General features: G+C 55.4%; 11 protein-coding genes. 5 read left to right on the top strand and 6 right to left on the bottom strand.

Annotated features, from left to right (window positions below; genetic code table 11):
- Positions 1-25: 25 nt before the first annotated feature.
- Positions 26-700, bottom strand: coding sequence for a Na-translocating system protein MpsC family protein (locus MKX42_RS05315; RefSeq protein WP_340751603.1), 675 nt, complete (start codon positions 698-700; stop codon positions 26-28).
- Between the two features lie 332 nt (positions 701-1,032).
- On the opposite strand from MKX42_RS05315, the gene MKX42_RS05310 reads away from it, so the two are divergent.
- Complete coding sequence (locus tag MKX42_RS05310) at positions 1,033-2,169, top strand: LLM class flavin-dependent oxidoreductase (RefSeq protein WP_340751602.1); 1,137 nt, start codon at positions 1,033-1,035, stop codon at positions 2,167-2,169.
- A 390-nt stretch (positions 2,170-2,559) separates the two neighbouring features.
- On the opposite strand, the gene MKX42_RS05305 is transcribed toward MKX42_RS05310, so the two are convergent.
- The gene (locus tag MKX42_RS05305; RefSeq protein WP_036730425.1) at positions 2,560-2,787 is read right to left on the bottom strand and encodes a hypothetical protein; all 228 of its coding nucleotides are present in this window, start codon (positions 2,785-2,787) and stop codon (positions 2,560-2,562) included.
- Between the two features lie 4 nt (positions 2,788-2,791).
- Positions 2,792-3,793 (bottom strand): TIR domain-containing protein, encoded by a 1,002-nt coding sequence (locus tag MKX42_RS05300; RefSeq protein ID WP_340751601.1) that lies wholly within the window; start codon positions 3,791-3,793, stop codon positions 2,792-2,794.
- Positions 3,794-4,032: 239 nt separating this feature from the next.
- Between MKX42_RS05300 and MKX42_RS05295 the strand changes: the two genes are divergently transcribed.
- Positions 4,033-5,220, top strand: coding sequence for an N-acetylmuramoyl-L-alanine amidase (locus tag MKX42_RS05295; RefSeq protein ID WP_340751600.1), 1,188 nt, complete (start codon positions 4,033-4,035; stop codon positions 5,218-5,220).
- Positions 5,221-5,227: 7 nt separating this feature from the next.
- Here the strand turns inward: MKX42_RS05295 and MKX42_RS05290 are convergent, their stop codons facing one another.
- The 3 genes from MKX42_RS05290 to MKX42_RS05280 all read right to left on the bottom strand — a co-directional run bounded on the left by MKX42_RS05290 (position 5,228) and on the right by MKX42_RS05280 (position 9,796).
- Positions 5,228-6,232, bottom strand: a complete 1,005-nt coding sequence (locus tag MKX42_RS05290) for an HD-GYP domain-containing protein (RefSeq protein WP_340751599.1) — start codon at positions 6,230-6,232, stop codon at positions 5,228-5,230.
- Positions 6,233-6,339: 107 nt separating this feature from the next.
- Positions 6,340-7,920: a response regulator gene (locus MKX42_RS05285; RefSeq protein ID WP_340751598.1), complete on the bottom strand. Its 1,581-nt coding sequence runs from the start codon at positions 7,918-7,920 to the stop codon at positions 6,340-6,342.
- A gap of 49 nt (positions 7,921-7,969) precedes the next feature.
- Entirely contained in the window at positions 7,970-9,796 is a 1,827-nt protein-coding gene (locus tag MKX42_RS05280) for a sensor histidine kinase (protein WP_340751597.1), read from the bottom strand.
- Between the two features lie 156 nt (positions 9,797-9,952).
- Here MKX42_RS05280 and MKX42_RS05275 point away from each other — a divergent pair, with 156 nt between their 5' ends.
- From MKX42_RS05275 to MKX42_RS05265, 3 genes are all read left to right on the top strand, one after another.
- Complete coding sequence (locus MKX42_RS05275; protein ID WP_036730439.1) at positions 9,953-10,843, top strand: carbohydrate ABC transporter permease; 891 nt, start codon at positions 9,953-9,955, stop codon at positions 10,841-10,843.
- Positions 10,843-11,679, top strand: coding sequence for a carbohydrate ABC transporter permease (locus MKX42_RS05270; RefSeq protein WP_340751596.1), 837 nt, complete (start codon positions 10,843-10,845; stop codon positions 11,677-11,679). The genes MKX42_RS05275 and MKX42_RS05270 overlap by 1 nt, the downstream gene beginning before the upstream one ends.
- Before the next feature lie 121 nt (positions 11,680-11,800).
- Entirely contained in the window at positions 11,801-13,117 is a 1,317-nt protein-coding gene (locus MKX42_RS05265) for an ABC transporter substrate-binding protein (RefSeq protein ID WP_340751595.1), read from the top strand.
- Positions 13,118-13,255: the final 138 nt, after the last annotated feature.

Raw genomic sequence — 13,255 nt, 5'->3', positions numbered from 1 at the left:
TTTCCGCCTCATATATGGTTAGACTTCAGTGAAAAGTATAGGCTATCACGCTGGTATCTTTGTCGAAATCCCAATCCACATAAATATCCGCCAGCTCTTTGCCGAGCATCTGGGCGATCGTGGTGGTATCCTCCAAATATCGTTTTTCCATCTTGCGCTTGGTGGTCTTCAGTGTATTCTCGTAGCCGAGGCCAATCAATTCCTTCTCCAAAGGAATCATGATGCCTTCGCGCTTAATAATCAGAATGCGGGGTCCCAGCCACCAGGAGTCCGTATAGACCGGTTCCTTCTGAACCTTCCTGCTTACTTCGTTAATCTGGATGTGGACTTCCTCGCGCCCGGCATAATCATCAATCGGTACGTCGTCATTCTTGATTAGTGCCACGATCATACCCGATGCGTTATGAATGCCCCAATCATAAAAAAGTTCGCCGACCTCAATAGCCATGCTCTCCTTCAGGTACGCTGCAAGCTCGGGAAGCAGGGACTTCATCAGAAGCTCCCGTGTATAACGAAACGCCTGTTCTTCTTCCTTATTCAATAAAAACCTCTCTACAGGTCCGATGAAATTACGGATATGCAATGCAATACACTGCTGCCCGATCGAGGCATGTATCGATTCAGGTCCCTTCCCGAAGCGTTCCCGCAGTAGCCTTCCTGTGAAACTGGAAAGTTGGCTAGTAAGTTCTGTAATGCTCATTCAATTTCCTCCAGCATAATATTCTAGTGTCTGTGTGTGTACATATGGGGAGACGCTCCGCCTGCTGAAGAAACGGTTCGTTCAACTTAGTATAATCTCAACCGCCCAGTTAGTATATATAAAACTTAATGGGATTTCTGCCGGACACTCCGATTGCAGACACAAAAGCTTCTATGCATAGAGCGTTACCGCAGGACAAGCATTACAAACTTCCACTCATATACTTACAATTAGTAAGTAATTGTGATATACTGGGCTATATCCTTGCACTAACGGACAAGCTTACAAGATAACTGCTGCTCACTAATTTTGGATGATAAGGGGTCTGTACCATGAACAACCAAGGGAATACTCAAGGGAATAAAGAAACGGATGTGCAAGAAAAGGAAGCAAGCCTGCCGGAGTTTGAATTCGGCATTTATACACTGGGCGATATCGTTACCGATTGCCATACCGGGCAGCGGATCAGCCCCGCCCAGCGCCTGCAGGAAGTCATTGCAGCCGCGAAGCTGGCCGATGAAGCCGGGCTGGATGTATTCGGCGTAGGCGAGCATCACCGGCTGGATTTCGTAATCTCATCAGTGCCCGTTGTACTGGCGGCTATTGCCCAGGTGACCCGGCGGATCAAGCTCACCAGCGCCACGACCGTGCTAAGCACCATTGATCCCGTGCGTGTCTTCGAGGATTTCGCCACCCTGGACCTGCTGTCGGGCGGACGGGCCGAGATCATTGCCGGACGCGGCGCTTTTCTGGAATCCTTCCCGCTGTTCGGCTACGAGCTGGAGGATTACAAGCAGTTGTTCAGCGAGAACCTCGACCTGCTGCTCACACTGAACAAGCATGAGGTCATGAACTGGGAAGGCAAATTCCGCTCCCCGCTGCATAACGCCGAGATCGCTCCGCGTCCGCTCCAGCAGAAGCTGCCGCTCTCGGTCGGCATCGGCGGGTCGGCTGAAAGTGCAGAGAAGGCCGGCACCCTTGGCATCGGCATGGCTATCGCGATTCTGAGCGGCAGCCCGGAGCCCTTCCAGAATCTGGCCGGCACCTACCGCCGCGCCGGGGCAGCCGCTGGCCACCAGCCGGAGAACCTGAAGATCGCCATTACCAGCCATGGCTACATCGCCAAGACCTCTCAGCAGGCACTGGATGAGTATTACCCTTATTACTACAGCTACCGTAATGCGATCAGCCCGCGCCCCGGTCAGGAGTACCGGATCTCCCGCAGCGAGTTCGGCCGGTTCACCTCGCCGGACAACACCCTGGCCGTGGGCAGCCCGCAGCAGATTATCGAGAAGATTCTCTATCAGCATGAGCTGTTCGGCCATAACCGCTTCATGACCCAGCTAGACATCGGCGGCCTGCCTTACGCCAAAGTAGCCGCCGCCATCGAGCTGCTCGCCACCGAGGTCGCCCCGGTGGTGCGCCGCGAGGTTGCGAAGAAGCAGCGCGGGATCTCCTCCGCGCAATAGGGGGCTATTGCGCTGGTGGGGTGCCGCCTAACTGATTTGCTCATTTAACCAACTTCTACTCAAATCAGGTGCACTTGTGCTCCTGATTTGCTCATTTAACTAACTTGCCCTCCTCTGTCCAGCCCACTTTTCAGCGTCACCAATGGGATTTATTCCTTTCATTTCCCCCACGCCCGGCGGAGTCCACATAGTCACCCTAATTCCTTATATTAGTTTAAATTCAAGACCCGGCAGACGGAGAATGCCAGGATAAGCAGGCGCATCAGGAGAGCGCATAACTTCGCATTCCCTAAGTCGTAGGCCGCCGTCGCAGGCCGCCGTTCCCCAAACAGCAAAAAAAGCCCCCAGCAATAGCTGGGGACCTGTTCAATAGTATGATATAGCCAATGTTCAGGCAAATGATGGCTTGTTATTATCCACTTTACCGCTGACCAGCTTCTTGTACTCGTCGTCGCCACCCTCCACGGATGGTGCCAAATACACGCTTGACGCTGAGGGCGTAAGCTTGGGGCCGGATTTGCGTCTGGAGCGGCCTTTGCCTCCCGCGCTGTTGCCGTCACCGCTTGCAGACCGGCGGACAGTACTGGATACACTAACGGCATTCTTCATATTCTTCATCCTGTTAGTCCCCTCCCACTAAATGATTGACGGTGCGGAACAAATCCCGGTTATAGGCCACGACTGCTGTAATATCCTCTGCCGATAATCGCTGACTTCCCGAGAAGTGCACGGACAGCACATGGTTCTCCCCTAAAGGATAGCATAGGATATATACCTCCGCAACTTCCGTACGCTGTAAAAAAGTCCATTCTTTTGCCAGAAAGGCATCCAGCACCCCCGGCTTCACGCTCCCGTCCTTATAGGCGGCGAACGTATACATCTGCCCGCGTCCCACATTGCCGCCGACCTGCTTCAGGCCCGCTTCCGCTTCGGCCCGCCACATGGCGGCTCCGATGACCCGGCAATCCTCCGGGGGCAGGAATGAATTGCGGACGGCTTCGCTCAGTGCCTGATATTTCTCGCCTGCCTGCGGTGGCGTTACATTATTATTATATTGCCAAAAGAAGTGAAGGATACTTTCTTTTCGCCTAAGCTCTGCCCGAAGCTGCAATAGCTCTATAGCCGGGTCATGGTACATCCCCTGCGCCTGAATACTGTCGATGATCTTGCCGCAGCTCACATCCACCGCCGCTGTAGCATTCTCATGCTGCCACTCATATTCCAGCGGGGTTAGTCCCGACAGATCCGACAACAGATGATACTCTTCCACATTCTCACCCGGAACAAGATCACTGCGGGCAGGCACCTGATCCGGCAGCAGGCAGAAGACCCTGCCGCGACGCAGCCGCGCCCAGAACAGGCCCATTTCGAACTGCGTGTTGTCCCGGGTCACATAATAATATTTACCCCTAATCCGGGCTACATCATCCGGTGAGAACACAAAGACGGCAAAATCGCTGATATCCAGATTCCGCTCCAGCGCTTCCATGGTGTATTCATTCGGCCGGAAAGCAGCGGCATACCACGGATGGACCTCTGCGGTCCGCTTCAGCTGTTCGTGGATAGCCCTGGCATAGCGGATAGATTCTCTGGAAGAACCAATGAATAATCTAGGTCTGATCACGGCGGCACTCCTTTGTCTGTTTCCCCAATATGTAATAATTATACAGACATTTCCTGCCAACGAATAGGGCTTCGGGCGATATTGGGCAGCCGCAGAGGAAAATGAGAGGAAGATGATCAGTATCGTTGTTAGCAGTAGCTGAAGTAGGTATTTATCTTCAATTTTAATTTTTCGGTATTCTCCGACCGATGAAACGGGTAATAGAATGTTATCTCTAGGGGAAATGGGGCTTTATTTGTATGCGACAAAAAATACATACCGCAGTCCTGTCAGCCTGTCTGCTGACTTCATCCATATTGGCACCTGTCCTGCCGTCTTCTACCGCTTATGCTGCAACTTCTTACACGGCCAAAGTGTTCGCCAGCTCTCTGAATGTACGCAGTGAGCCTGCTGCAAGCGCCGCCGTCACAGGTTCTCTGGCTGCCGGAGCCACCGTTACCGTCACTGAAGAGCAGCATGGCTGGCTCAAGGTCCGGGCGGGCTCTGTCTCCGGCTGGGTAGCCGGTTATTATCTGAAGCGTACCAGTGGGAGTTCCTCCACTAGTACTACTTCCGCCAGCGCCTCTTCCAATTCCACCGCCTCCAAGGCATCGGCCAAAGCGACGGTCAAGACCTCATCAGCCTCTAGCGGAACGGCTGTCGTGACCGCGTCTTCCCTCCGCATCCGCAGCGGGCCGGGAACCGGTTATGAGGCAGTCGGCTCCCTGCAATCCGGCAACAAGGTTACGCTCCTGCTCCGTCAGGGAGAGTGGTCGCGGGTCCGCACCGCCGGAGGAACGGTCGGCTGGGTATCCTCCGGGTATCTGTCAGGCGGAACCGTCCGCAGCGCAAGCACTGTCAGCTCGAATAGCCAGACTCCGAGTGTGGTACGGAAATCCGGCAGTATCCGGGGCAAACTGATCATTGTGGACCCCGGCCACGGCGGCACCGATCCCGGCATGCTCGGGACAACCTATGACACGATGGAGAAGGATCTGACGCTCCAGACCTCCCTCTACCTGCGGGATTATCTGACCGCCAAGGGAGCCAGGGTGGAGATGACCCGGACCCGCGGGGACCAGAAGCCTGCGCTCTCCCAGCGGGTGCAGCTCGGGCGGTCGCTCGGTGCGGACGCTTTTGTCAGCATTCATTATAATTCATCGCCGAAGAATGTCTCCGGCACGCTGACCTTCTTCTATTCGCAGCAGAATGATCTGCGGCTGGCCCGGGCGGTGGAGACCCGGCTGGGTGAGGGCATCGGTCTGCGCAGCAACGGCCTCTCCTTCGGCGACTACCATATTCTGCGGGAGAATCCGCTGCCGGCCACTCTTGTAGAGCTGGGCTTCCTGTCGAACCCGTACGACGAATCGATTGTACGCAAGGCGGCTTATCAGCGCAAGGCAGCTCAGGCAGTCGCTGAGGGAGTGGCCGATTATTTCAACAAGTAGATCGGAATCAGAGACTGATCTCCCGGATATTAAGCTCCGTTCTTTTGCTGAGATCAATATATTCATCCCCGATGCGGATCAGCGGAGTCTCGATATCATGCGGGTTCAAGTAGACAATCTCGCCGACCCGGCCATCGGTTAGGACCACTTCACGCCCAACTGACCGCTTCACGATATTTTCCAGAAAAACGGTTACAATATGCGGGTCCAGCGCGCCGAAGCTGCCTCTTCTCATCTGATCCACAATCATATGGAACGGCGTCGGTTCATGATACGGGCGCTTGCTGGACATCGCATGAAAAATATCCGCCACGGCCACAATTTTGCTGTACGGATCGATCTGTTCGTCCTTCAGGCCCAGCGGATATCCCTTGCCGTCATTACGTTCATGATGCTGAAGCGCCACCAGGGCAATGCGTGAATTGGCTCCGGTGGTTTCTTTGAGGATCTCGTAGCCGTAGACTGTGTGCTTCTTCACCTGGGTGTATTCCTCGTCCGTCAGCTTGCCGGGCTTATTCAGCAGCTCTGAGGGAATCTTCAGCTTGCCGATGTCATGCAGAGTGGCAGCCATGGAGAGCACGGACAACTCCGCTTCACTCATCTCCAGCCATCTGCCGATTAGGGTAGAGAGCACCGCAACGCCGATGTTGTGCTCATATGTATAATCATCCTTGCCCTGCACCGAATGGAACAAGGCGAAGATATCCGGGTTGCGCGAGATCTCCTGGATGACCGGAAGCACCTCCTTGCGGATATCCGCCAGCGGGATTTTGCGGGAGATTCGGTAAGATTCGAATAATTCCTTGGACAGGTCCACTGTACTGTTGACCATCTTCTGGTAGGAGGGCGCCTGGTCAGCCTCATCTGCAAAAAGAATGTCGAATCTGTCGATTTTTTGTTTGCGGATAAGCTCCAGATGCTCGGCATTCAGTCTGCTTCCCGCCGGAATTACAGTCACTCCATAGGCATTAATCAGGTCATTCTTAATCGTTCTTCCCAGATCATTGTCCATTTTATCCAGCTCTCCCCTATAACCGCAGCTATGTATTCATTGCCCATATAGCTATTATCGGTTGCAGACCGGGAAATGCTGAAAGGTAGACCGTAAACCTTACATACTCAGGCTTCTTCCTCCAACTTGCGGTATTCTCTTGGCGTGAGGCCGGCGGTTTTCTTGAAGACACGGCTGAAATACTTCTCATCCTCATAGCCCACCAGCTCCGCGATCTGCGACAGCCGCAGATTTGTATTCTGGAGCAGCGTCTTCGCCTTCTCCACCCGGAGACCGGTCAGATAATCCGACAGATTCTCTCCGGTAATCTGCTTGAACTTGCGCGACACATTCTCTCTGCTGATGAAAAAGCGTTCCGCAATATGCTGCAGTGTCATCTCCTGCGCATAATTCCGGTCCAGGTACTCCCTGATCTCCTGGACAAGCCGGCTGTCCGGCGCTTGCGGGCTGCTCTTGGATAAGCGGTTCAGCAGCGATTTCAGCCGGAACTGCCAGTTCTCCACCGAGAACAGCCCCTCGGCGTCATAACAGCGCTCCAGGCTGAGCTCCTCCTCCGGCCGCCAGCGCTTCAGAACCTCCAGAATCTCCGTCTGCTGCTGCAGCAGAACGCGCTCCGTGAGCAGCTTCAGCCCGGCCAGATGCCCGGCCCACTCCTCCGCCACCCGCTCCATCCGCTCCAGATCGCCGGACAATACGGCGATTCTAAGCTTATCCAGCCGTTCCTCCAGGCCGTAGTCGTTTGCAGGTCCACTCCCGTCCCTGTGCGCTCTGAAGGGATGGATTCGCCCGTCCCGCTGCAATAGATTCCGCTCCTCAAGCGCCTGGCCTGCCTGTTCAAATGCAGACCGCAGCCCTTCCGGCAACGGGCTCAGCGGACTAAGCCCGATATCCAGCTGAACGCCGAACGCCTGGCGGATGGCTTCATTCATGCGGTTAAGCAGCTCCTCCGCCCGCGCTACAGCACTCCACAGCAGAACTACAAGCTCGCCTCCACCCTGCCAGTTGCGGAAGGCATAGCCGCTCTGGTCCGCCGCCATCACTTCATTGCAGACATTAGCCAGCACGAAGGCCGTCAAAGCCACATCCCCGCGGAATCTCCGCAGCAGATGGCAGTCTGCAGCTTGCAGCGGGATTACGGCGATTCTGCACTCCTGCGCCCCAATCGGCATCCCCAGCTCTTCACAGAGGGACAGCTTCAGCTCATGGAACGAGGCCTGTCCGCTCACCAGATCGGACAGCATCTTGTCCCAGTAGAGCGGACGCAGCGCGTTCAGCTGCATGTTCTGGCGCTGGCGCCGCTTCCGTTCCGCCTCCTCCTCCATCCACAGCTTGAAGGCATGCTCCGCAGAGGCAATCAGCTGCTTGCTGTTCAGCGGCTTCAGCAGATAATCCGTACCGCCGTATACGATGGCCGGCTTGACGTAATTGAAATCCTGATACCCGCTGATGACAATCGTCTTCGTATGCGGATAATGCCGGTGCAGCCATTCCAGCAGCTCCGCCCCGTCCATCAGCGGCATCCGCATATCCGTGAAGACGACAGCCGGCTGATGCTCCTGCATAATCTGTTTCGCCTCCTGCCCGTTGGTCGCCTCATAGATCCCGGAGATGTTATAGCTGTCCCACGGAACAAAATAACGGATGGCCTCCCGCACATGCTTCTCATCATCTACAATCAGCACCTTCATCTCAGCCGCTCCTTCAAGAAATAGTCTCTATTCGCAAAAGCCGCCGGAATTAACCGCCGATCTCCTCCAGCGGAATAATCAGCGTAACGGTAAGCCCCTGGCCGTCTTCATTATTCTTAAGCAGCATCTCCGCTGCGCTGCCGAACTGGAGCCGCAGCCGGGCCAGCACATTGTACAGGCCGATCTCCTCCTGGCCTTGCTGGCTGCTGCCTCTGAGGCAGGCCGTAATCTCCTCCAGCCGCTCCGGGCTCATGCCCCGGCCGTTATCAATGACGGCAAGCACCAGCCTGGCCGCTCCCTCCAGCCTGCACTCGATCTGGATCAGCCCTCCGCTTATGCCGTCAGCGAAGGCATGCTTGAAGATATTCTCCACAATCGGCTGCAGGATCATCTTCGGCAGGATCAGCTCCAGCGCCTCCGGTCCCGCCTGAACCACAAGCCGCAGATTCTCTTCGCCGAACCGCTCCGTCTGGAGAATCATATAGTTCTGCACATGCTCAATCTCATCCCGCAGCGGCACCCGGGTCCGCTCGGTATTCATCGAATAACGCATCATACTGCCCAGGGAATAGATGAGATCATACACCTTCGGCGCATTATAGCGCAAGGACAGGCTGGCGATGGATTGCAGCGCATTGTAGAGAAAATGCGGGTTCACCTGGGCCTGCAGCGCCTTCAGCTGATTCGTCTTGTTCGCCAGCTCCAGCCGGTATTCCTTGACGATCAGCTCATTGATCGTGCGGGTCATGCCGGTGATCTTGCGGGTGAGGAGCCCGAACTCGTCCTCCCGCTCGGCATCCATATGCGCATCCAGCTGGCCGGTCTGCACCTTCTGCGTGAAGTGAATCAGCTTCTTGATCGGACGGGTGAAGCCGATGGAGATCAGCACGGCACTGATGCCCCCTATCAGCAGGAACAGCAGTCCGATGCCCATATTGAACCGGGTAATCACCCTTGCGTCCGTATAGAGATCTTCATAGGGCACCAGCTTGATAATGCTTCCGCTGAACAAAGGGGCCTTGATCTGCTTGAACATTACGATCCCCTGGAAGCCGTCCTTCTTCCAGGCGAAATGCCCGCTGTCCTGCTCTGCGGGGAGACGGCTCCAGCCTGCCTCGACCGGCTTCCCGATCCAGTCCGTACCCGAGGCAAACAGCGCCTCGCCTTGCTCATTCAGCACATACAGGCGCTCAGTGTCCGAATTGTACATCGACTCCACAATCCCCTCCAGCTCCCCCAGCGTATAATCGATCGACAGATCTGCCAGTACGCTGTCACTAGGGGTCCGGTAGATGGGGAAATGGGCCGTGAAGACCGGCACGCTCCCTGGCTTCAGATTGGGAAAGCCGGACTTCACTCCGTACTGATGATCCATATGCGTCACTTCGAGATAAGGGCGGTAAGTCCCTCCGGCCTGCTCCTTCGCAGTATAGCCTGCATTATCCTCACGGCGGAAAAATCCCTTAAGCAGCAGATTGGACTGCCTGGCGGCCCTCACATACAGATGAATCTGATACGTATTACGGTCGGAGAGGAACAGATTGTACAGCTGGGTGGAGATGATAGCCCGGGTGTCCGGCAGTATGGTGCCGGGCGGGGCCAGGGCGGGGCTTTTGGCGGTAAGCAGAGTGGTGTAGAAGGAGCTGGGAACATTGATCCCGCTGTAGAGCGACATCGCCTGCTGGTTCATGCCGCTGAAATAACTCCGGAGATTCGCCTCCCCCAGCGTCAGCAGCTTCGTATTCTGCTTTACGGACTGGTCCGTAACCGACTGCCTCGTATAGAGATAAGAGAAGGTCACAGAGATGCCTGACGGGATCACTGACGCCAGCAGCACTAAGGCCATCAGCCGTGTACGGATGCTGTTCTTGAACATGGGGGAAACCTCCTGCAAGTTGTGTGCGCCGTATGGCCTGCAATATAATCCACCTTTTCCGGCATGAAATGAAGTGTTGGCGGTGGCCCGGGCTTTCTATAATCAAGCTGTGAACCCGTAGATATCTTACCCAAACTTACCCAAAGGAGAGTCCATATGAGAAAAACTCTAGGTATACAGCGCGGCTGGGGACAGCAAATCGTATTTCTCGGCCCCTGTCTGCTCTTTTTCCTGACCATTGTGGTCACCCCGTTCTTCCTCGGCTTCTACTACTCCTCCACGGACTGGAACGGGCTGGATCTGGACAAAGCGGTCTGGACCGGCGCGGCCAACTGGAAACGGATTTTCATGAATGACGATAAGTTCTGGGAGTCCCTGGTCTTCACCCTGCGTTTCACCGTGATCTCAGTTGTGGCTGCCAACGTGCTTGCGCTGCTCCTGGCCTTCATTCTAATGACGACGCTGAAGACGAAGAAGCTGCTCCGTACCGTCTTTTTCATGCCCAATGTGATCGGCGGCATTCTGCTCGGCTACATCTGGCAGTTCATCTTCACCAAGGGCTTCGCTACAATCGGTGAGCTGACCGGGATTTCATTCTTCCAGCTGCCCTGGCTGGGGACGCCAAGCACCGGGTTCTGGGGTCTGGTGATCGTGTTCGTCTGGCAGACGGCCGGTTATATGATGGTCATCTATATCGCCGGGCTGGCCGGGATTCCGAAGGATCTCATTGAAGCTGCCCGCATAGACGGTGCCCGCGCTCCGCAGCTGTTCAAGAGCGTCTACATCCCGCTGATTATGCCGGCGATTACCATCTGCCTGTTCCTGACGACCTCCAATGCCTTCAAAATGTTCGACCTCAACCTGTCGCTGACCAAAGGCGGACCGGGCACCTCGACCCAGTCGCTGGCCTATAACATCTATGCGGAGGCGCTGATCAACAACCGGTATGGCCTGGGTACAGCCAAAGCGCTGCTCTTCTTCGCCGCCGTCTCCCTGATCACCGTCACCCAGGTCTGGCTTACCAAACGAAAAGAGGTGTCCGCCTAATGAACAGCAGCCGCTACCGCCCGGGCAACTTCGTTCTGGAAATTGCCGCCATTCTGCTGGCTATTGTCTTCCTGTCACCGTTCTATCTGGTCCTGAGCAACTCGGTTAAGGGGCTGAAGGACATCCTGATCGATGCCGCTTCCTGGCCGCAGGTGTTCCACTGGAGTAACTATTCCAAGGTCTGGGATGCCATTAACTTCCCGCAGGCCTTCTTCAACTCTCTGACAATTACGATTCTAAGTGTAATCTTCATCGTCCTGTTCAGCTCGATGGCCGCTTATCAGATTGTGCGCAAGCCGACGCGCTTCAATTCCTTCGTGTTCCTGCTGCTGGTCTCGGCGATGATCATCCCGTTCCAGTCGCTCATGCTGCAGTTGGTCCGGGTGACCAGCCTGCTGGAGCTGCGCGGCGAGCTGTACGGCATCGTGGCCTGTTACCTCGGCTTCGGGATGCCGCTGTCGGTCTTCCTGTTCCACGGGTTCATTAAGACGGTTCCTCTGGAGCTGGAGGAAGCCGCGCGGGTGGACGGCTCGAATCCGTACGGCGTGTTCTTCCGGATCGTCTTCCCGCTGCTGCTGCCAATTATTGTAACCGTCATTATCCTGAATACACTATGGATCTGGAATGACTATCTGCTGCCTGTCCTGGTGATCGGCGGGAATAAGGATCTGACGACCCTGCCCGTAGCTGTGACCAAGTTCTTCGGTCAGTACACCAAGAAGTGGGATCTGGCCCTTGCGGGTCTCGTCATGGCGATCACGCCTATTCTCTTGTTCTTCCTGTCACTCCAGCGTTATATTGTGGAAGGCGTGACGGCAGGCTCCATCAAGGGATGATCTTAGGGCAGGCTTCCCTCCGCAATAATATCCACTTTTTCGAGCAACATATGAAGTGTAAGTCATCTATCCATTCCTTTACGCTCTAAGAGCAGGAACCACAGACCAGGGAGGTTATTCTATGACAAGAAAGTTCGCGTTCATCATGGCAACCGTTTGCACCCTCATTATCGCAGGTTGCGGGAACAGCGGCAATACGAATTCCGCAGGCAATGGAAGCGCTACGAATGCTCCTAACGCGTCAAGCGAATCCGCAGCACCGGAAGCCGGCAAAGCGCCTGCCAAGGATGTTACCATCAAGATGTTCCAGTTCAAGGTGGAGATTGCCGAGCAGCTGAATGCACTCGCTGAAGAATATGAGAAGGAGACGGGGGTGAAGGTGGAAGTCGAAACGCATGGCGGCGGTGAGGATTACGGCGCGCTGCTGAAAGCTGAGATTGCCTCCGGCTCTGAGCCTGAGATTTTCAATAACGGCGGGTATACAGCCCTTGTTCCTTATATGGACCGCGCCACTGACCTGAGCAATGAGCCTTGGGCCGCCCAGCTGATCCCAACTGCCAAGACACCGGCAACCGTAGACGGCAAGCTCTATGGCATGCCTATGAATGTAGAAGGCTACGGGCTGATCTACAACAAGGATCTGTTCGCCAAAGCCGGGATAACGGAAGAGCCCAAGACACTCCCGCAGCTCAAGGATGCCGTAGCCAAGCTGAAGACCGCCGGCATCACGCCGTTTGAAGCGACCAATGAGTGGTGGTCCATGGGGATTCACCTTGTTAACGTGGGCATGGCGCACCAGCCTGATCCGAAGCAGTTCATTGACGATGTCAAGGCAGGCAAACAGACCATCAAGGGCAATGCCGTCTTCAAGCAATGGCTGGATCTGGTCGATGTGATCTTCGATAATGCCCAGGACAACAAGATGACTACCGATTACGCGACCCAGGTGGCTGAATTCGCCTCCGGCAAGGCCGCCATGATGCTGCAGGGGAACTGGACGCAAGGCGATATCGACAAAATCGATCCGGCTCTGAACCTGGGCCTCCTCCCGCTCCCGATCAATAACGAAGAAGGCACCATCCTGGTAGGCGTGCCTAACAACTATATCGTAAACAGCAAATCCGCACATCCGGAGGAAGCCAAGGCCTTCCTGAACTGGATGGTCAGCTCGGAAACGGGCCAGAAGTATCTGACCAAGGAATTCAAGTTCATCCCGGCGGAAGCAAATATCACCGCAGATGCCGCTGATATCGGCCAGGTCGCCGTTGCCGTGCAGGAGAAGTCTGCGAGCGCGCTGGGCTGGAACTGGGATATGTTCCCTGACGGCGTCACCCAGGGCTTCGGCGCAGCCATGCAGGAATACCTCGGCGGCCAGCTGAATCATGACCAGCTACTGGAGAAGCTGGATAAAGCGGTGCAGGATATTGTGAAGCAATAGCCGGCTGATCCTTTAACAGAAAAGAGGTGTCTTCAGAAGCCGGCAAACGGCAAATGAGACACCTCTTTTGTTATGCGTATGAGTTAAGGCGACGCTTAGGAGCACGCTCCGCTTTTCCACAATCAAATCGCCCGCTCC

The organism is Paenibacillus sp. FSL R7-0204, from assembly GCF_038002225.1.
In the GTDB taxonomy this organism is placed as follows: Bacteria; Bacillota; Bacilli; order Paenibacillales; family Paenibacillaceae; genus Paenibacillus_AQ.
Note: the sequence above shows the minus strand (reverse complement) of the source record. Positions and strands in the feature narration are given on the sequence as shown.

Coding starts and splice junctions, on each gene's coding strand:
- MKX42_RS05285 (WP_340751598.1), bottom strand. CDS start 7,920: ATGAAGGTGCTGATTGTAGATGATGAGAAGCATGTGCGGGAGGCCATC.
- MKX42_RS05265 (WP_340751595.1), top strand. CDS start 11,801: ATGACAAGAAAGTTCGCGTTCATCATGGCAACCGTTTGCACCCTCATT.
- MKX42_RS05270 (WP_340751596.1), top strand. CDS start 10,843: ATGAACAGCAGCCGCTACCGCCCGGGCAACTTCGTTCTGGAAATTGCC.
- MKX42_RS05275 (WP_036730439.1), top strand. CDS start 9,953: ATGAGAAAAACTCTAGGTATACAGCGCGGCTGGGGACAGCAAATCGTA.
- MKX42_RS05305 (WP_036730425.1), bottom strand. CDS start 2,787: ATGAAGAATATGAAGAATGCCGTTAGTGTATCCAGTACTGTCCGCCGG.
- MKX42_RS05280 (WP_340751597.1), bottom strand. CDS start 9,796: ATGTTCAAGAACAGCATCCGTACACGGCTGATGGCCTTAGTGCTGCTG.
- MKX42_RS05290 (WP_340751599.1), bottom strand. CDS start 6,232: ATGGACAATGATCTGGGAAGAACGATTAAGAATGACCTGATTAATGCC.
- MKX42_RS05315 (WP_340751603.1), bottom strand. CDS start 700: ATGAGCATTACAGAACTTACTAGCCAACTTTCCAGTTTCACAGGAAGG.
- MKX42_RS05310 (WP_340751602.1), top strand. CDS start 1,033: ATGAACAACCAAGGGAATACTCAAGGGAATAAAGAAACGGATGTGCAA.
- MKX42_RS05295 (WP_340751600.1), top strand. CDS start 4,033: ATGCGACAAAAAATACATACCGCAGTCCTGTCAGCCTGTCTGCTGACT.